Below are 19,476 nucleotides of genomic sequence, written 5' to 3'. Positions count from 1 at the left end.
GGAGAAATGACCCCTGACCCCTGCCGTGGAATGAAGGGGAGAACATATTCTTACGTCCCCCAATAAGAGTTAAGTGTTTCTCGAACAGGAATAGGTCGAATCCCCATCTGAACTATCACACTTGCTCCCTGCTCTCTGCCCCCTGCCTCTTCTTCAATCCCCAATCCCCAGTTCAACTTTCTGCTTCTTGCTGAGTTTCTGGAGATGTCGAGAAATAGTTATTAATCCAATTCAGTAAGGGTACTAATGACACCAGCATACAAGCAGAGTAAAGATCGCCACCCCAACCCTCATGTAGCCATCTAAAGGCCGCTTCTTGTCCTGTGCCGTGAAAGAAAGTCAGTAAAGTATTACGAATGATATTGGCACTAGTACTAACGATCGCAGCAATAGATAAAAACGATATAGTTGTGGGGCGTGAAGACAAAGCATCTGTCCAATAAAGCAGCATCAGACCGACGTAAAGAGTAGTAAATAACATTTTCAACCCCGCACAATAGGGGGCAACTTCTACAATCCGTCCTCCCACATACAGATTTATCTCATCTACAGTTACTTCCATACCAAATTGATTTAGTATGAAACCTGCCGCACCAGCGATAAAGCTCTGGAGAGGCAAAGTATAGGGTGCAATGAGATAGGGTAATGCCGTTGGGGTTGCCAAAAATACTAGTAGCAGGGGAAATCCTTGCAGTCTCAAACCTGATATTCCCTTAAACCACAAGCATAATCCTACTAATATAACGGGCAAGGAAAGGTTAACCCACTCTGTAACACCGCTAAGATAAAAAACTGCTCCTAATAACAAGAAAACAGCGCCCAAAGGATGGATGGTATCTGGTAAACGTCTCCATTTTTTCCGGTTTATCCAGCCCAGATAAGCCGCGAATGGTAGACCAATAATCCCGTGGCTAAAATATTCGTGTTCTGTACTAATATTTTTGTATAGCCAACCATCCAACCAATGTAGCAATATCGGAGCATAAAGCAGCAGCAAAACGCCTAAAATAGCTAGATTTAACAAGCCTGATGCGTTTATGTTTTTAACCTGTTGCCGGAGTGCCATGATTTTCAGTATTAGTCATTGGTCATTGGTCATTGGTCATTAGTCATTGGTTTTAAACAAAGGACAAATGACAAAGATTTAGACGTAAATTTAGGTATGAATTAACTTCAGGCTACCACGCTGCTAAGGTCAGCAAGAGAGAGTTCATTTGCCTCATAACTTGCTGAGACTGAATTAGCGATCGCAGCTACAACTTCTTTAACTTGGCTACTGCTCAAACCAGGATACATCGGTAATGATAATATTTGCTGTGATAACTTCTCTGCTTGGGGAAAATCTCCCGGCTGATAGCCTAAGTTGCTAAATGCTGGCTGGAGATGACAAGGAATTGGGTAATGAATGCCAGTTTGAATCCCCGCTGCTGTGAGTTTTTCCTGGAGTTGCTGGCGTTCTATTGGGCAAGAATCATCAACTTTAATCACGTAAAGATGATACACATGTCCTGTATCACTTTGGTTTTCTATAGGAATAATCCCAGCAGTGGCTAAAGGTGCTAGTTCTGAATCATACTGCTGGGCAATAGTCAAGCGATCGCGATTCCACTTTGGCAAATATGGTAATTTTTTATGTAAAATCGCTGCTTGCAAAGTATCCAAGCGGCTATTTGTACCTGGTTCAGTATGAAAATACTTTTGCGATGCACCATAATTTCGCAAGCGCACCATCTTCTGGGCTACATTTGAATCCCGTGTCAGCAGCATTCCTCCATCTCCAAATGCTCCCAAATTTTTGCTGGGATAGAAACTAAAAGCTGCTGCTATTCCTACTGAACCAGCATAATATCCATCTCTTTGGGCAAGATGTGCTTGGGCGGCATCTTCAAAAATTAGTAGTTTGTAGGTATCGGCAAAATTAATTAAATCATCTGGTGATACCATTTGCCCATAGAGATGCACAGGGATAATAGCTTTAGTCTGAGATGTAATTGCCTTTGCTGCGGATTCTAAATCAATTAAAGCTGTTTGGCGATCGCAATCTACCAAAATGGGCTTGGCACCAGCGCGTAGCACCCCGATTAAGGTTGCGATAAAAGTGTTTGCTGGTAAAATTACTTCATCGCCAGCACCGATATTACAGGCTTGTAATCCTAGAGCGATCGCATCTGTTCCTGATGCAACACCAACCCCGTAAGCTGCTCCAGACGCTACCGCAAATGCTGCTTCAAAATCTGAGAGTGCTTGCCCTAAAATAAAGTCTCCCCGTTCCAATACAGATTGGATTGCATCTTGCAATTGCGTTTGTATTGGTTCATGTTGTAATTTCAAATCTACAAAAGGAACTCTAATAGTCATTTTATTCATTACCAGTTGTCCTCAACAAATATTTTCTCGTATGCCAAAAATAGAACCGCCCGCCTAATTTTCAGTGTGAAATTGTAATAGATTTAATCTATTGGATCGGGAGTTAGATCAACTATCTTGTAGACTAGGGATAATTCAAAATCATCCCCTATTCATTTGCTTCCTCGAAGTTACCATCAGACTTATTCCAAAATTGCCATTCCAACTTCTCTCAAAATGCAAAAAGCTTTTCAACTAAGCTTTTGACTAATTTGTAGCTTGCTTCCCCATAGAAATATGCTTAGTCTATTTACGTCATACTGTACTAGGATTATCATTTCTTGGTGCTAGATGTTATCGGTAAAAGTGGCTATATATAATTACACTAATATGCTAGTTATTTTCAGTAAATTTACTTTAAACAAGTCAGTAAAAGTTTTCGCTTATATAGATCGAGAATGACACTGCCTTTACATTCTGTCTCTAGAATTAGCTTACCCTAGCTGAATCCAAATCTAACGCGCCTGATTGCAAAATCTCAAGCAATAAAGACTACACCAGCGATCAACAAAGAACATTCAGCATCAGTAAGTAGTAACTAGCGGACACACTTCGCCGGCTTAAGGGAAGGGATAAAAAATTTTTGCCCTAAATTTGTTTGTCGGAGGCAAAATTAGGGAATGCTTAAAAATAGCAATTGATAACCTAGAAATAGAGCTTATATCAATTACAAAATCGAGAAATTATTAAGGTAGCAGTGGCAATGATAGAGCCTGAAAACAAATTATTTGCCCTAAAGGATGGTTGGGATTCTCATGAATCAAGAGAACAACAACGCCTCAAAGCTTTGTCAGATTTAGGTTTGCGGCAACCAGAAACGATTCCAGTTTTTGAAGAAGCCACACAGACTGCTGCCCACTTTTTGGAAGCACCAATTTCCATATTGGGATTTGTGGATCAAGAACGTCACTGGTTCAAGTCGTCGGTGGGCTTATCTAGACTGGGATTGATGAATCATTTGGCACAAAGCCGCCAACTGTTACGCCGGGAATCCTTTTGCACTCAGGTAGTAGAGAGTTTACAAATATTTGTAATTAATGATACACATAAGCTTACAGATCCAGTACTTGCTAGCAGCAAGTTAGTGCAAGATTATGGTATTCGTGCTTACTTAGGAGCGCCACTGATAGATGCTGAAGGACATTGTTTGGGTGCATTGGCGGTGATGGATTTAGTCCCACGCAATTTTACAAACCGAGACATTGAGTTTTTACAAATCATCGCTCGTTGGAGCATGAGTGAATTTGAGCGTAACCGACTCCTACAAGGGAAACTTGAATCAAGCACTCCCAAAAACGCTCCAATATTTTCACTCAATGACGAACGTAATACTGAGGTTAAAATCACCGCATCTACTAAAGATAGCGACTCTATTTCTACCAAGCAACTGAAACTAGAACTTTTGGGTCAGCTAACTCAGGAGTTACGCACGCCCTTAACATCTGTACTCGGTATGGCTAGTGTTTTAGGACGTGAGATTTATGGCCCTTTGACAACTAAGCAGAGAGAATATTTAGAAATCATCCAACACAGTGGTCGGTACTTACTTTCTCTAGTAAACGAAATTACCGAACTAGGAGCTATGGATGAAAACTCAACTGCGCTAAATCTAGCTCCTGTGGATATTGAAATGCTGTGCCAACAAGCTATCAATACCCTAGAAGAAGTGGCTAACCGCCGCGAGCAAGATATTCGCCTGTCTATAGAACCGGGACGCAATCGCATTTGGCCTTTAGATAAAGACAAGGTGCGGCAAATCCTCTATCACCTGGTTTTTAGTGTAATTCAACTTTCGGCTACAGGTAGCATTGTTCGCATTCATGTTTCTTACAAGGAAGATACGCTCAACATTACTATTTGGGTTTCCCATCCTTGGCTGGGAGATGGCATCACTGAGGTTGATCCCTATTTTCGTCTTAATTCCTTGTCGCTGCTGGAATTGACAGGTGAGGTAGGAACTTACAATCCTCATGCAGAAGGCCAAGAGCAACTAGATGCTTCATCAGTAGCGGTGGATAATTCCAAAAATTCGAGTGATTCCCACGCAAAATTCTTTGCTACTAGTTCCGGTATAAATTTAGCTAAATCACATGGAAGTCTTTCTCGTGAAAGCTTGGGTCTATTACTAAGTTGTCAACTGGCAGAATTGCATGGTGGACACATTTTGATTCAAGGTTCGCCAGAATCAGGATATCGTTATGTGCTTTCTTTGCCGCTGCAAGTGGCGACTCCTTCACAAGCAATTAGTGATGTCTAATCTTGGGGATTGGGGATTGGGGAAGGTGGGGCCCCCTCTGGGGATAAGGGGTAATGGGGATTGGGAACTTGGGATTGGGAAAGACGTATTTTTTATCTATAAATCATTAATTTGTAGCGAATTCTCTGTGTGCCTTGGCCCTTGCCTCGACGCGGCGGGAAAGCATACCCCTACGGGGAAGCAAGCTACGCGTAGCGTCTCGTAGAGAAGCGTATCGGCATTAAAATTTCAACCCTCAATTCACCACGATTTTACGTAAAGTTGTACTAAGTACATGAAAAACTATCTTAACTTCCTATTGACTAAGGTGGTTTTAGATTAAAGGTAGTGATTAATGGCTAGGAATAAGAGCGCCATAGACGATGTACAATTTCCGTCATTACCTTTTTATAGAGGTATGCACTATGATCAATTCCAAGTTCTGCGTCGGCAGGCTAATTGATCGCAATGTTTTTTATGAATTTAGTCTGGCAACGATTTACTTTATCATCTTTACCGCTCAAAGAATATCTTGCTAGCAGTTATGTACACCGCTCTCTGGTGGGACTGTTAAGTTCTTGGCGGCAAACCAGCATCTTGCTCCAGTGGGGAGATGCGATCTCAACTGCTTTACTCAGCTTAATATATGCTCTTGCACCTTTTGCTTCGAGTACGTTGGTGGGTTTGTTGCTAGTGGCTTGTGCCGGATTTTGGCTGTTGTTGACTCTTTCTGATGAAGTCACAACAACAAATGTTTCGTCAGTCACTCCGATTCACTTACTGGTATTGCTCTACTGGGGAGTTGCCGCAGTTGCAACAGCATTATCACCAGTAAAAAAGGCAGCACTTAATGACTTGGGTACGTTGACCTTGTATTTGCTACTATTTACCCTTTGTGCCAGGGTATTAAGGTCGCCTCGCCTCCGGTCTTGGATTATCATTCTTTATCTGCATGTATCGTTAATTGTCAGCGTATATGGGTTGCGACAATGGTTTTTTGGAGCCACAGCACTAGCGACTTGGGTTGATCCAGAATCTCCTCTGTCTAAGACGACAAGAGTCTACAGTTATTTAGGCAATCCCAACTTATTAGCTGGATACCTTTTACCAGCAGTAATTTTTAGCCTAGTGGCAATTTTTGCATGGCAAAGCTGGCTTAAAAAAGCTCTAGCATTAACAATGTTAATTGTCAATACTTCCTGCCTGATTCTGACTTTTAGTCGTGGCGGTTGGATTGGACTAGTGGTAGCATTTTTAGCTGCGATGGCATTGCTAGTTTATTGGAAAAGCGTGGAAATGCCTCGTTTTTGGCGTACTTGGTCACTGCCGATTGTCTTGGGAGGTTTGATTGGGGTATTAGTGCTAGCAGTGATATTTGTAGAGCCAGTGCGCCTGCGGGTATTCAGTATTTTTGCCGACCGTAAAGATAGTAGTAATAATTTTCGCCGAAATGTGTGGGATGCTGTTTTTGAGATGATTCGCGATCGCCCAATTTTCGGCATTGGCCCTGGTCACGCCTCTTTTAATAAAGTTTATCCACTCTACCAACACCCTCGTTACACTGCTTTGAGTGCCTATTCGATATTGTTGGAAGTGACGGTAGAAACTGGCTTTGTTGGTTTAGCCTGCTTTCTCTGGCTCATAATTGTCACATTTAATACGGCATTTTTGCAAGTGCGACGATTGCGACAAGTGAAAAGTGTTGAGGGATTTTGGTTAATTGGAGCGATCGCTATTTTGTTGGGTATGCTAGCTCACGGCACTGTAGATACTGTCTGGTATCGTCCTGAAGTTAATACCCTCTGGTGGCTGATCGTTGCCTTAATTGCTAGCTACTGGACACCTTTAGCTCAAAACCAGACAAATTCAACTAATTCAGAACCAGCAGTAAATTAACATAAATAAGTTGTCAGTTGTTTTCTTACTGGACAACCTGACAACTTTTGAATTTTCCATGAATAAACTTTGAATTGTCTAATCTCTGTAGGTAGTAGCACTTGGGGCATTAGGGTCGCGATAAGCAGTCGCCCGGTCATCACGCTTCTTACCAGCCAAACCACCTAAACCTAAGAGACCAAGCAATCCTAGCCAACCCCAATCAAAATCGTTGCGATCGTCAGTAGTCGTTGTTGGAGCAGTAGTACTGGCTCCGGTATCATTACTTGTCTGAGCTTGGGCAGAGAGGGATAAGGGTAAAATTCCCATACTCAAGGTGAGAACGCCAGCGCCAATAGCTGCAATGAAATTACTTTTCATAAGTTGTGAAAATTCTTGGTGTCGTCTGAAGTTACCCACCACTGTATCGAGTCTCAACCTTAAGAAAATCAATCTGCGGCTATAAACTAGACATTTTCATAACTCACGCTGTAGACATACAACATGGTTTTCACAGCAGTCTGTTTCTCACTCTGGCTGTGGTAGTTTAGCAACACTAAATCCTCAATAACTTTTCATTGCCCGTTGAATGTCACGCTGGTCTTGGCGTCGTTTCAGGTCTTCTCGCTTATCATGGAGCTTTTTACCTTTGCCAAGGGCTATACTCACTTTTAGCCAGCCTCGTTTGAGATACATTTTCAACGGGATTAAAGTTAAACCCTGCTGTTCGACTTTGCCAATTAGCTTACGGAGTTCTTGACGATGCAATAATAGCTTGCGTGTACGCCGTGGTTCATGATTGAAATATTGTCCACTAGCGTTGTAAGGCGAGATATGCACATTGATCAACCATGCTTCGCCATTGCGAAGCAAAGCATAGCCATCCTGGAGATTGACTTTCCCCGCACGAATTGACTTCACCTCTGTTCCTGTCAATTCAATTCCAGCCTCGTAAGTTTCTAGAATTTCATACAAATAACGGGCTTGACGGTTGTCGCAAATAACTTTGTAACCTTCGTTCTTGTCGCTCATTGATAATTTTGTGTGCTTTAAATGTACCTAAAAAATTATTTGGATTGGCTTGTAAATTATAGGGTGTATCTTAGAACCGCTATGAATGTTGAACCACATATCACTAATCTAGCTTTTTTAAGTTCACAATTAAGAGTTTTCTAGCAAATTTAAGTTATCGAAACAGAATTTAGGAGTCAGGAGCAAAGCCGGAGACGTTTCCGTTAGCGCCGATCAGAATATTGATGAGTTGTTACAAATTACAAAGGTCTTTGTGCCTCTCAAGCACGGGTAGTCAAAGGTGAGTTAGACTTCATTAACCTTCCTAAGGATTTAAGATTTTCTTTATAAATCAGCCCTAAAGGCAGTAATTAGCTGATAATCCTGTCATAGTATGAAACATAAGAACACTATTATTGTTTGTGTTCACTCATGGAACACGTAGAAGTAAATTTCTGAGTAAAAAAATGCTAGGGGTGTATTATCCATGCCCTTGACGATCCTTATAGTGGATGATGATTTGGGCACTCGTCTGTCTGTTAGCGACTATCTTGAACTGTCTGGCTACTCAGTGATCACGGCTAATGACGGTCAAGAGGCTTTGTTTATGGTGGATGAGTATCATCCTGATTTGATTGTCACGGATATCGTTATGCCACGGATCAATGGCTATGAACTAGTGCGTCGGGTGCGTCAGCAACCAGTGTTTCGTTTATTGCCTGTAATTTTATTAACGGCACGCATTAAGACCCAAGAAAGAATTCTGGGCTACCAGTCAGGGTGCGATTTATATCTACCCAAGCCTTTTGAACTGGAAGAGTTAGCAGCAGCAATCCGCAATCTTTTGGAGCGATCGCAAATTATCCAATCAGAGTATCGTTTTTCTCATAGAGAGAGTTTGGGTATTTCCGCCTCTACAAAAGCGGGGGATGTCCATAATTCTCTGTCTACTCAAATTCAGACATCCCATCTGCACTCACCCCTAACTCATAGAGAACAAGAAGTCTTAGAGTTATTAACTCATGGTCTTTCTAATGCCGAAATGGGTCTTCAGCTACACCTGAGTCCTCGAACTGTAGAAAAATACGTTAGCAGTTTATTGAGAAAAACCTCAACTAGCAACCGAGCAGAATTAGTGCGTTTTGCGATGAAGCATGGTCTGGTGGAATAAAAGTTAGGAGTTAAAAGTGAGAAGTGAGAAATTAAAACTCCTAACTCCTAACTCCTAACTCATAACTCCTCACTTTTAACTTTTGTCAGTAAACCTTCACAAGCATCGATCAATAAATCAATAACCTGATTAAATCCCTCTTCACCGCCGTAATAGGGATCTGGAACTTCCTTTAGAGTGTGTCGAGAGCAAAACTCGCACATCAAACGCACTTTATGCTTATATTCCTGAGTGCGATCAAGAGTGAGGATATTCTCATAATTTTCTCGATCCATCGCTAAAATCAAATCAAAGTCTTGAAAGTCTGACTTTTGAAACTGGCGTGCCCGTCCACGCAGTTTAATTCCCAACTTTGCAGCAGCCGCAGCACTCATACGTCTGTCAGGTGGGCTACCAATGTGATAACTAGATGTCCCAGCAGAGTCACAGAGGATGCGCTCGCTCAAGCCAGCCTGCTCAATTAAATGATTCATGATATTTTCTGCCGATGGCGATCGGCAGATGTTACCTAAGCAGACAAACAGTAACTTGTAAGGCATAGATATTATTTGTCCTTTGTCAATAGTCATTTGTCCTTTGTCCAATGACTAATGACCCTTCGGGTGACGCTCCTACGTCGCTAACGCTGCGCTAACACCAGTTGCTCATGGGGGAAACCCCCAAGACCGCACTGGCTCACCAATGACTAATGACCAATGACTAAAATCCAGGTAACTCCAACCCACTGGTTAATTCTTCCATACGTTCTCGCATGGTTGCTGTGGACTTGTTGTAGGCTTCTTTCATTGCCACTGCTACAAGATCGGAAAGTACTTCTGCACCTTCTGCTAAAGCTTCTGGAGAAATTTCCACCCGCTTGGGTTCTTGGTTCCCACTGACAATCACTTTTACCAGACCACCACCAGATTCTCCTTGAATCTCCATTTGCTCCAATTCTTCTTGGAGTCGCTTTGCACCTTCTTGAACTTGCTGCGCTTTCTTAAAAGCTTCAGCCAATTCTTTCATTTTTCCTAAGCCGAAGCCAAATCCCTGTCCTTTTCCTGTCATAATTATTTGTACGCGTGTGCGTTGAATAACAAATCAAATTCAATTATAGATGCGGTAAGTAATTTGACTCTTTTTTTACCAATAATTAATGCTTCATAGAATGGGAGTAGGGAATTGGGCATTAGAGATTGGGCATTGGTTATTAATTCTTCCCCATTCCCCATTCCCCACTCCCCACTCCCTATCCACAAGCACCTTGAAACTCTCCGATAATTTTGACTTCTGGCTCTAAATTAATAGACCAACGTTCTTGTACTTGATGTTGGATGTGGCGAATGAGACAGAAGATATCACTAGCTTTTGCTCCACCACGGTTAACGATAAAATTAGCATGAAGTAGTGCTACTTGCGCTCCGCCAATTTGGTAGCCTTTCAAACCAGTTTGTTCAATTAACCAGCCAGCACTGTAAGGTTTGGGATTGCGGAACACACTACCACAACTGGGGAAGTTATATGGTTGGGTGCTTAACCGATGCTTTTTGTGTTGTTTGGTGATTGCTACAACTGCTGCTGGGTCTGCACCTGGGGCAAGTTGTAAGGTGGCTTGGGTGACGATGCGATCGCCACCCTGCAATGATGAAGTCCGGTAGCTATAACCTAATTGATCGGGGGTAAGAGTTTCTAGCGTCCCATCGGGTGAAAGTACCTGGGCACTAACTAACATATCTGCAATACAGCGATTATGTGCCCCTGCATTCATGACTACTGCACCCCCGGCTGTTCCAGGGATACCAACAGCCCACTCCAAACCTTCCCATCCTAATTCCGCTGCTGCCCATGCCAAACTAGGAATTGATTCTCCAGCAGCAACGGTTAATTGACCGGTTTGGGGGTCAAAGTTGCTGAAGCGGAGATGACGAGTCGCAATGACTAAGCCTGATATACCACCATCGCTTACCAGCAAGTTAGAACCTGCTCCCAGCGTTGTCACCTTTAAATCACGTTCTTTTGCGTATTTAAGACTTGCTTGCAGTGCTTCTACATTTCGGGGGGAAACGTACAACTGTGCTTCTCCCCCAACTCTATAGGAAGTGAACGCTGACAAAGAAGCCTGAGACTTGATTGCACAATCAGTATTGGGTAAGTAAATTACTTCACTCTCCACCGAATTAGCTGTTTGCTGTTTCTTTGTATTCAAAGCAGAAACTGTGCAGACGTTTCCAGCGGCCTGGGAAATGGTCATTTTTACTTTTTCTTGGTAAAATTTTTACATTTATTTACCGCAAAGATACGGTAATGGAGTTAACTTCTGAAACCGTTACTAGAGGGTCGCTTTGCTCAGAAATAAAACTTTGCAAAGTCTTCACTTTAGGATGTGGCTTTAGCAGGCTCACAAAGTGTTGTAATTACTTCAGGAATCACCTGGTTCAAGTTTCCAGCTCCCAAAAACAACGCCAAGTCTCCTGGGCGTAATGTTTGTAGCAAGTACTCACACACTGCGGGTAAAGTTGGTTGATAAACGACAGAAGAATGCTGTTTAGCAATCTCTGCGGCTAGACTTTCACCACTAATTTGTCCTAAATTTGGTTCACCGGCACTGTAAATATCAGTCAGCACAACCAAATCAGCATGTGCAAAAGACTCGGCAAATTCTTCTAAAAAGGTGAGTGTACGGCTATAGCGGTGAGGTTGGAAGATGGCAACCACTCTTTGCCCTGGTCTTGCCTGTAAACGGGCTGCGGCGAGAGTAACGCGAATCTCGCTCGGATGATGGGCATAATCATCGATGAAGGTAATGCCATTGACTTCACCTCGGAACTCAAAGCGTCGTCTTGCTCCTTCAAAGGTAGCGATACCTTTGGCAATTGCTCCAAATTCTAAACCCAAGGCGCGACCAACAGCTACGGCGGCTAGGGCATTGCTGAGATTATGCCGACTGAGCAGCCGCAATGTCAATACGCCCAAAGCTTTGCCTTTTTCCCAAACCAAAGCAGTGGTGCCATCAGCCCGATAATCAATATTGGTGACGGTGTAATCAGCGTTGGTATCTGAGTGTAAGCTGTAGGTAATTGTGGGTTGTAAGCGATCGCGCACTGTCGCACAGTCAATGCTACCTATCAAGGTTTTACAACTCTTAGCAAATGTCTGGAAGATGTCAATGACTTCTTCTAATGTCTCGTAGTGGTCAGGATGATCGAGTTCAATATTGGTAATGATGCCAATTTCAGGAGCGTGTTTTACCAGGGAACCATCTGATTCATCTGCCTCGGCTACCAAATATTGGCTTTGTCCCAATCTAGCATTACCGGACCATGCATTGACTTCGCCACCGACTAAAATCGTTGGGTCTAGACCTGCTTCCAAAAGCATATAGCCAATCATACTACTGGTTGTCGTTTTGCCGTGTGTTCCTGCCACTGCAATGCTGTAGTACTCGGCAATTAGAGCTGCTAGTACATCTGAACGATGTAAAGTTGGACAACCTAATTCCAGCGCTGCTTTGTATTCTAAATTATTAGTATTAATTGCTGTTGAACAAATGACTTGAGGCAATTTCGAGTTAGTATCAGGAGTTAATTGTTCTTGTGAATTTAATACTACTGCATTAGCCAATACTTGAGGTCGAAAGAATTCAAGATTGCTTGCCTCTTGTTTACCAAAAATATGAGCGCCGATAGATTCCAACTTGCGCGTAATATGGTTTGGACGAAGATCCGAACCTGATACTGGAAATTGACGCTTTGTGAGAACGTATGCCAGAGCAGACATACCTATGCCACCGATGCCAATGAAATGAAATGGTCTACCACTAAAATCTACAGAATTAGTCATTTCTTGCTCCTCTTACACCACACCACACCATAATCACAAATGACACGCGTATCATAACAGGAATTTGATTTTTACCGTAACTACTCCTGTATCATGTTCATGTTTGATGTCCAAATGATGTTTCTGCTCTGGTTTTCTTTGTTCAGAATGATTTTACCTTGGTTAGAGGTTTTTGCTATTTTTGAACTGTTCTTAAGATTATTCTGAAAATTTTGGCCGCATCGGGAAAGAAATTCTTGTAATGTCAAATACATAAATTTGGCTGCCTTACTGTAATTGGCTACATAATACATTGTTTAGTGAAACTGATTTGAAATTGCATCAAGTTTAGGCGTGAATTGAGTAAAATAGTACATTGGTAATAAAACTATTTTTCAATTGCATAAAACCCAGGCATAACTGGATGCAGCAACTAGCAATTTTTGGTGGCACATTTGATCCAATTCATTGGGGACACTTGCTTGTAGCCGAGACAGCTTTGCATCAAGTATGCCTTGAAAAGGTAATTTGGGTGCCATCCCTAAATCCTCCTCACAAAGAAGCAGCTTTGTTTGAGCATCGTGTACAAATGCTGCAATTAGCCATAAAAGATAACCCAGCGTTTACTGTCTCACTAGTGGAGACAAATCGCTCTGGGACTTCTTATGCCATTAACACCCTGATTGACTTATCTGCTTGTTACCCAAATACTCACTGGTGCTGGATTGTCGGCTTGGATACTTTCCAAACCTTACCCCGTTGGCACCGTGGACACGAACTAGCGCAAATGTGTGATTGGTTAATCGCACCCCGACTGCTAGGTGGTGAGACTATAACTCAAAGCAAATTAATCTGCAAGCAAGTGGAGCAACAACTTAGAGAGCAATCGTCCACCATTCACTGGCAACTCTTGGATATACCTTTAGTAGGAGTTTCGTCAAGTCTAATTCGCAAATTTCGCCGCGAACGCCAGTCAATTCGTTATTTAGTACCGGAATCGGTCAGATCATATATCACTAACAGCAATCTCTACTCTCACAAATCTGAATAAATTATGTGTTTTTTTATTGATCTAACACTTTATGGTTATAAGTGCCCCCCCCCTTTGCGATATGATTGGGGTCAACGATATCAACATATAAGCATAAATACAGAGGGCAAGGTACTGTGATTAGAGTTGCAATCAACGGTTTCGGGCGGATTGGACGTAACTTTGCGCGTTGTTGGGTGGGTAGAGAGAATAGTCAAATCGATCTTGTCGCGATTAATGACACGTCAGACCCCAGAACTAATGCTCACCTGCTCAAGTATGACTCAATGCTAGGGAAGATCAAAGGTGCTGAGGTTAGTGCCGACGATAACTCTATCATTGTTAACGGCAAGACCATTAAGTGCGTATCCGATCGCAACCCCGAAAACTTGCCCTGGAGAGATTGGGGAATTGACCTAATTATCGAAGCAACCGGGGTGTTTACTAGCAAAGAAGGGGCGCTCAAGCATGTGAATGCTGGAGCCAAGAAAGTTCTGATTACCGCTCCAGGTAAAAACGAGGATGGCACTTTTGTGGTTGGTGTGAATCATCACGACTATGACCACAACGTACACAACATTATCAGTAACGCTAGCTGTACTACCAACTGCTTGGCACCAATCGCCAAGGTGTTGAACGATAAGTTCGGCATTATCAAAGGTACGATGACCACCACCCATAGCTATACAGGCGATCAGCGCTTGCTAGACGCTTCTCACCGGGATTTGCGACGGGCAAGGGCCGCAGCGATAAACATTGTACCTACCTCCACTGGTGCAGCGAAAGCAGTGGCGCTAGTTATCCCAGACCTGAAAGGCAAGCTAAATGGCGTTGCCTTGCGCGTACCAACCCCGAACGTCTCAATGGTAGATTTCGTAGTGCAGGTTGAGAAGCGTACTATTACTGAAGAAGTTAACCAAGCTCTCAAAGATGCTGCCGAAGGCCCACTTAAAGGTATTTTGGCCTACAGCGATCTAGAACTGGTATCGTCTGATTATCAAGGTCATGACGCTTCTTCGATTGTTGATGCTAGCTTGACTTTGGTCTTGGGTAATGACTTAGTAAAAGTCATGGCATGGTATGACAACGAGTGGGGTTACAGCCAACGAGTTTTGGATTTGGCAGAATTAGTAGCCGAGAAGTGGCAATAATTTGTCATTTGTCATTGGTCATTAGTCATTGGAAAAATCACAAATGACAAAGGACTATTGACCAAAATGTTGAAATCCCTGGCTAAGATTCAGAACTTGGTCAGGGAATTTTTTTTGCTCGTCGTGCAATATTACTGTCGATCCGGCTGTAATCCTGCCTGCGATCGCCGCACCTTCTCCAAGATGTTGCACTAAGGCTGATGCTAATTCTTGTGGTAAACATAGGACTAATTCAAAGTCTTCGCCACCATATAGAGCATATTTTAACGCTTGCTCTGGTGGCAACCAATGATTAAAAGTTTTTGGTACGGGAATTTGTCTGTGTTCTAAAACAGCGCCAACACCACTGGCGCGGCAAATTTGGATAATCGCATCTGCCAAACCATCACTGCTATCTATACCAGCAATGAAGAGTTGGGAGTTAGGAGTTAAAATTTTCCAGAGGATTGGTAAGACATCTAATCGTGGTTGTGGACGTTGATGTGTGCGGATTAGAGCCGTGCGTTCTGCATCTTTGAGGTCTTGGCCTAATTCGGGATGTAAGAGCAGTTCTAAGCCAGCGTGGGAAGCTCCATGAACGCCTGTAACGACGATCGCATCACCCACAACAGCAGCAGAACGGCGGATAATTTGACTATGGTTAACTTGACCAAAAGCGGTAATTGCCAGAGTAGTCACAGGCGATCGCACTACATCACCCCCAACAATTGGGGTATTGTATTTTTGCAGGCATTCTGTCATTCCCTGGTATAAGCGTTCTACCCAACTCACCCTAAGTTCACCGGGTAGTCCCAACCCGACAGTGATTCCTAATGGAGAAGCACCCATTGCTGCTAAATCTGATAAATTGGCAGCAGCAGCTCGCCAACCTGCATCTTCTGGGGAAGTGGTGAGGTTACTAAAATGAACGCCATCAACCAGCACATCTGTAGTCACTACCAAAGATTGCCCTGGTGCAGTCTCAAGTACTGCGGCATCATCGCCGATAATTTCTGGAGGACAGAAACGCTGTAATCTTTCTAAAAGACCTTGTTCGCCAATGTCTTTTACGTGTTGAGAAGATAACTCACTGTTCACAATCGGTTTTCCGTGTTGCAAAATTACGAAGAAAACTGATGATTACTTTACTGTTTAAGATAAGGGTATCGTCTAGGAGTCAGTTGGAATGGTAACAACACCAGTAACCAGCATCACATTTGAGGAGTACTTAACCTATGATGATGGTAGCGATTTTCATTATGAACTGGTGGATGGCAAGCTAGAGCTAATGAACCCACCAACTATTGAACACTTCCTGATTGCCAAATTTCTTGAGCAATTACTGGATGCAGAAATCAAACGTTGTAACTTTACTTGGCTGTGTTTTCGAGAAAGTGGGGTGAGAACGGGTAGAAATAAATCTAGGTTGACTGATTTGTGTGTAGTGACACTGGAGCAAGCCAGAGAATTGTTAAATGCTTCAGCAGTATTTGAGTCACCGCCGTTACTGTTTGTCGAGGTCGTTAGTCCAGAGTCAGTGAAACGGGACTATCGTTATAAACGCTCAGAATATGCCGCTTTAGAGGTTCCTGAATATTGGATTGTAGACCCACTACAAGCAAAAATTTCAGTGTTACTACTCGAAGATGGATTTTATGAAGAAACAGTTTTTACAGACAATCAGCAAATTGGATCACGGACTTTTCCAGAAATAGCGATCACAGTTGATCAGGTGTTCACCGCCGGAAATCTGAATCAGGGGAGACGCGATTAATCGCGTCTGTACAGGAATTATTCTCCCCCTGCTCTCTTCTTATGCAGCTTGCGGTTCAACCAGATTTTCTATCCCTTGAACCACTTTTGCTGATTCGATTTTGTCACCAGCTTTCAGTTTATCCAAAACTTCTCTGCCTTCGGTGAGATAGCCAAAAACGGCATAACGACCATCCAATAGGTTGCGTCCGGCAGGAGTGAGTTCTGGTTCAAACAAAAAGAAGAAAAATTGTGATGAACCACCATTGACTTCACTTTCAGGACGAGCCATCACTACTGCACCAAAGGCAGAAAAAGGTAGAACTGGCATATCAACGTAACGACCAGCTTCTTCTAAAGTAATGCCATAAGTAGGTGCTTTATCTCCTTGAACTAAGATTTCTAAGGGAATAGCGCGATATTTGCCCGTTTTGGGGTCAATGAAACCCACCTCTTTCCCAGTTGGATCTCCAGTTTGGAGAAAGTAAGATTCTTCAGAACGGGTAAATTCTAAACCATTATAAAAACCCCTCTGCACCAAATCTACAAAATTACCAGCAGTCACGGGGGCGCTGTAACCATCCACGACAAGGGACAAATCGCCTTTGTTGGTTTTGATTTCTACAGTGGCACGACCTTTAAGTTGCGGCAGATTACTATATTCAGCAGGGACTTCAAAGGGGAATTGTTTCACCATTGACTCTTCTAGCTGAGTAACTAGATTTAGCAGTTTACCTCTCTCTTGCAGAGTTTGTTCTTTATCTTTGTTGTTTGCCAATTCTTGCAATTTACCCACCCCAGATTTCAACTCGGTAATCCAAGCTTCGGCTTGGGGTTGGCGTTCTGCGGGAACGCTTGTTAAGATTTGGGAAGGTTTATCGAGAATGCGGGATGCTTGGCTGATGTCTTTGGAAATAGCACCCCAACGCCGATTCGCCCGCAGTTGGGCAGAGATGTCCTCTAAACTGCCTTGTAGTTGCCGCACAGGTTTGTTATCTATCGGGAGTGCATACCGCAACAAAGCCTTTCCGTCGGTAATTGCATTGCCGGCTGGCAGTGCGGCGCTACTGGAGGGAGTCCACCCAGCTGTAGTTATGCCTAAAAATATTGTTACCAGCAGTATTGCCATTAGGCTGTTCTTCAGCCAGGATTTTAATAAGTTAAGCATGGGATAACTCAAATGCAGCAGTGAATTGTTGACTGGACGTAACCCATCAATAATCTTCCCACGTTAGGTGATGAGTGGAGCAGAGGTCTAGGGCAGAGGATAAATAACTAATGACAAATGACAACTAACTCAATGACAAATGCCCAATGACGACCCTAGAAGGGTACAATAAATGCCGATTGTCTTCCAAAATTTGAAAGTTTCATGATCTCCAGTAACGACTTTCGACCCGGTGTTTCAATTGTATTGGATGGGTCTGTATGGCGAGTGCTTGAATTCCTACACGTCAAGCCAGGCAAAGGTTCCGCTTTTGTACGAACTAAGCTAAAAAATGTCCAGAGTGGGAGCGTAATGGAAAAAACGTTCCGCGCAGGGGAAACAGTGCCGCAAGCCACTCTAGAAAAAAGCACGATGCAGCATACCTATAAAGAAGGCGATGAGTTTGTCTTTATGGATATGGAAACATACGAAGAAGGTAGATTGACTCGCGCACAAATTGGCGATCGCGTCAAATACCTGAAGGAAGGTATGGAAGCCGAAGTTATTAAATGGGGCGAACAGGTGCTAGGAGTAGAATTGCCTAAGTCTGTGGTTCTAGAAATTGTCCAAACAGATCCAGGTTTAAAAGGTGACACCGCCACAGGTGGCTCAAAACCAGCAACTCTGGAAACTGGTGCAGTTGTGATGGTTCCTTTGTTTATTTCCCAAGGAGAACGCATCAAAGTTGATACCCAGGAAGATAAATATATCAGCAGGGAATAACTTTCATCTCTATGGAGATGCAAGTCCCGATTTAAATCCCTACATAGGGATTAATCCCCTGCCACACTTAAAATACTAATTTACGGATAGGTCGAGGTAATAAAAACTGTGCCATTGGACTTTAATGAAATCCGCCAACTTCTGGCAACTATCGCACAAACAGATATTGCAGAAGTCACGCTCAAAAGCGATGATTTTGAACTAACAGTCCGTAAGGCTGTGAGCATTAGCAATCAGATGTTGTCGGTAGGTCAAGGGACTTTAGGCAGTGTGGTAGGTTCAGGCTTGACATCAGGTTCATCTGGGGGAAACCAGGTGAGCGGAAGTCAGGTAACGGAGGTGTCCACATCTCGTGTGTTTGAGAATACTGGTACTAGTACGCAATTGCAGTTGTCAGTAAGTCCTCCCTCAACCATTGACCAAAGATTAGTAGAAGTACCTTCCCCAATGGTAGGAACGTTTTATCGCGCTCCTGCGCCTGGAGAAGCGGCATTTGTGGAAGTGGGCGATCGCATCCGCAAGGGTCAAACGGTCTGTATCATTGAAGCCATGAAGCTGATGAATGAAATCGAAGCCGAAGTCTCTGGGCAGGTGATGGAAATTCTTCTACATAATGGCGACGCTGTAGAATATGGTCAACCTTTGATGCGAATTAACCCTGATTAAGTATTAATGTATATATGATGTGAATCATTGTTAAAATTTTCTTTCCTTGCGGGTTAACCCTGATGAAACAAACGTTGCCTTTACCACCAGAAGTGGTGCAACAAGTAGCTGAATACTTCAGCCTGTTAAGTGAGCCAATGCGCCTACGGCTGCTACACTTATTACGGGATGAAGAAAAATGCGTGCAAGAGTTGGTAGAGGCAACACAGACTTCTCAGGCAAATGTGTCAAAACACCTGAAGGTAATGTGGCAAGCAGGTATCCTTAGCCGCCGCAGTGAAGGAACTTGCGCCTATTACCGGGTGGAAGATCAAATGATTTTTGATTTGTGTAATCGGGTTTGCGATCGCCTCGCCACAAGGTTAGAGCAGCAAGCCCGTAATTTTCGTGTATTAAATAGCAAACGGTAAGTTTAAGAGAGTTACGAGTTATGAGTTATGAGTTATGAGTTATGAGTTAAAACTCCTCACT

19 protein-coding genes are annotated in these 19,476 nt (G+C 43.1%); 9 read left to right on the top strand and 10 right to left on the bottom strand.

The window, feature by feature from the left end:
- Positions 1-172: 172 nt before the first annotated feature.
- Positions 173-1,066, bottom strand: a complete 894-nt coding sequence (gene crtB, locus HWQ39_RS13835; RefSeq protein WP_292845544.1) for a cyanoexosortase B — start codon at positions 1,064-1,066, stop codon at positions 173-175.
- A 107-nt stretch (positions 1,067-1,173) separates the two neighbouring features.
- Positions 1,174-2,367, bottom strand: coding sequence for a DegT/DnrJ/EryC1/StrS aminotransferase family protein (locus HWQ39_RS13830; protein WP_292845542.1), 1,194 nt, complete (start codon positions 2,365-2,367; stop codon positions 1,174-1,176).
- Positions 2,368-3,109: 742 nt separating this feature from the next.
- Between HWQ39_RS13830 and HWQ39_RS13825 the strand changes: the two genes are divergently transcribed.
- The gene (locus HWQ39_RS13825) at positions 3,110-4,663 is read left to right on the top strand and encodes a GAF domain-containing sensor histidine kinase (protein ID WP_292845539.1); all 1,554 of its coding nucleotides are present in this window, start codon (positions 3,110-3,112) and stop codon (positions 4,661-4,663) included.
- Between the two features lie 456 nt (positions 4,664-5,119).
- A complete protein-coding gene (locus HWQ39_RS13820) occupies positions 5,120-6,538 on the top strand; it encodes an IctB family putative bicarbonate transporter (RefSeq protein WP_292845536.1) in 1,419 nt (472 codons plus the stop codon).
- Positions 6,539-6,616: 78 nt separating this feature from the next.
- On the opposite strand, the gene HWQ39_RS13815 is transcribed toward HWQ39_RS13820, so the two are convergent.
- Together HWQ39_RS13815 and smpB are read right to left on the bottom strand one after the other, a co-directional pair.
- Complete coding sequence (locus HWQ39_RS13815; RefSeq protein WP_292845533.1) at positions 6,617-6,898, bottom strand: WGxxGxxG family protein; 282 nt, start codon at positions 6,896-6,898, stop codon at positions 6,617-6,619.
- Positions 6,899-7,081: 183 nt separating this feature from the next.
- The gene (smpB, locus tag HWQ39_RS13810) at positions 7,082-7,549 is read right to left on the bottom strand and encodes an SsrA-binding protein SmpB (RefSeq protein ID WP_094349892.1); all 468 of its coding nucleotides are present in this window, start codon (positions 7,547-7,549) and stop codon (positions 7,082-7,084) included.
- Positions 7,550-8,015: 466 nt separating this feature from the next.
- Here smpB and HWQ39_RS13805 point away from each other — a divergent pair, with 466 nt between their 5' ends.
- Positions 8,016-8,699 (top strand): response regulator transcription factor, encoded by a 684-nt coding sequence (locus HWQ39_RS13805; protein ID WP_292845530.1) that lies wholly within the window; start codon positions 8,016-8,018, stop codon positions 8,697-8,699.
- A 59-nt stretch (positions 8,700-8,758) separates the two neighbouring features.
- Here HWQ39_RS13805 and HWQ39_RS13800 read toward each other — a convergent pair whose 3' ends face one another.
- From HWQ39_RS13800 to murC, 4 genes are all read right to left on the bottom strand, one after another.
- Positions 8,759-9,238: a low molecular weight protein-tyrosine-phosphatase gene (locus tag HWQ39_RS13800; protein ID WP_292845683.1), complete on the bottom strand. Its 480-nt coding sequence runs from the start codon at positions 9,236-9,238 to the stop codon at positions 8,759-8,761.
- 160 nt (positions 9,239-9,398) lie between these two features.
- Complete coding sequence (locus tag HWQ39_RS13795) at positions 9,399-9,746, bottom strand: YbaB/EbfC family nucleoid-associated protein (protein WP_179067011.1); 348 nt, start codon at positions 9,744-9,746, stop codon at positions 9,399-9,401.
- Between the two features lie 181 nt (positions 9,747-9,927).
- On the bottom strand, positions 9,928-10,929 hold the full coding sequence (gene murB / locus HWQ39_RS13790; RefSeq protein ID WP_292845526.1) for a UDP-N-acetylmuramate dehydrogenase: 1,002 nt from the start codon (positions 10,927-10,929) through the stop codon (positions 9,928-9,930).
- A 125-nt stretch (positions 10,930-11,054) separates the two neighbouring features.
- Positions 11,055-12,518, bottom strand: a complete 1,464-nt coding sequence (gene murC, locus HWQ39_RS13785; RefSeq protein ID WP_292845523.1) for a UDP-N-acetylmuramate--L-alanine ligase — start codon at positions 12,516-12,518, stop codon at positions 11,055-11,057.
- 403 nt (positions 12,519-12,921) lie between these two features.
- On the opposite strand from murC, the gene nadD reads away from it, so the two are divergent.
- Both nadD and HWQ39_RS13775 read left to right on the top strand, forming a co-directional pair.
- Positions 12,922-13,548 carry a nicotinate (nicotinamide) nucleotide adenylyltransferase gene (nadD, locus tag HWQ39_RS13780; RefSeq protein WP_292845520.1) on the top strand — a complete coding sequence of 209 codons (627 nt, stop codon included), beginning with the start codon at positions 12,922-12,924 and terminating at the stop codon, positions 13,546-13,548.
- 116 nt (positions 13,549-13,664) lie between these two features.
- Entirely contained in the window at positions 13,665-14,678 is a 1,014-nt protein-coding gene (locus HWQ39_RS13775) for a type I glyceraldehyde-3-phosphate dehydrogenase (protein ID WP_292845517.1), read from the top strand.
- Positions 14,679-14,732: 54 nt separating this feature from the next.
- Here the strand turns inward: HWQ39_RS13775 and thiL are convergent, their stop codons facing one another.
- Positions 14,733-15,755 carry a thiamine-phosphate kinase gene (gene thiL / locus HWQ39_RS13770; RefSeq protein ID WP_292845514.1) on the bottom strand — a complete coding sequence of 341 codons (1,023 nt, stop codon included), beginning with the start codon at positions 15,753-15,755 and terminating at the stop codon, positions 14,733-14,735.
- A gap of 88 nt (positions 15,756-15,843) precedes the next feature.
- Between thiL and HWQ39_RS13765 the strand changes: the two genes are divergently transcribed.
- A complete protein-coding gene (locus HWQ39_RS13765) occupies positions 15,844-16,431 on the top strand; it encodes a Uma2 family endonuclease (protein ID WP_292845511.1) in 588 nt (195 codons plus the stop codon).
- A 39-nt stretch (positions 16,432-16,470) separates the two neighbouring features.
- On the opposite strand, the gene HWQ39_RS13760 is transcribed toward HWQ39_RS13765, so the two are convergent.
- Positions 16,471-17,577, bottom strand: coding sequence for a peptidylprolyl isomerase (locus HWQ39_RS13760; RefSeq protein WP_292845508.1), 1,107 nt, complete (start codon positions 17,575-17,577; stop codon positions 16,471-16,473).
- A gap of 204 nt (positions 17,578-17,781) precedes the next feature.
- Between HWQ39_RS13760 and efp the strand changes: the two genes are divergently transcribed.
- The 3 genes from efp (at position 17,782) to HWQ39_RS13745 (ending at position 19,415) form a co-directional block, all read left to right on the top strand.
- Positions 17,782-18,339: an elongation factor P gene (gene efp / locus HWQ39_RS13755; RefSeq protein ID WP_292845505.1), complete on the top strand. Its 558-nt coding sequence runs from the start codon at positions 17,782-17,784 to the stop codon at positions 18,337-18,339.
- Positions 18,340-18,447: 108 nt separating this feature from the next.
- Complete coding sequence (accB, locus tag HWQ39_RS13750; protein ID WP_292845502.1) at positions 18,448-19,005, top strand: acetyl-CoA carboxylase biotin carboxyl carrier protein; 558 nt, start codon at positions 18,448-18,450, stop codon at positions 19,003-19,005.
- 62 nt (positions 19,006-19,067) lie between these two features.
- Positions 19,068-19,415: a metalloregulator ArsR/SmtB family transcription factor gene (locus HWQ39_RS13745; RefSeq protein WP_104909018.1), complete on the top strand. Its 348-nt coding sequence runs from the start codon at positions 19,068-19,070 to the stop codon at positions 19,413-19,415.
- Positions 19,416-19,476: the final 61 nt, after the last annotated feature.

It is taken from the genome of Nostoc sp. NMS8 (assembly GCF_017115045.1).
Taxonomy (GTDB): Bacteria; Cyanobacteriota; Cyanobacteriia; order Cyanobacteriales; family Nostocaceae; genus Nostoc.
The sequence above is the reverse complement of the archived record's forward strand: the minus strand, read 5'-3'. Positions and strand labels throughout refer to the sequence as shown.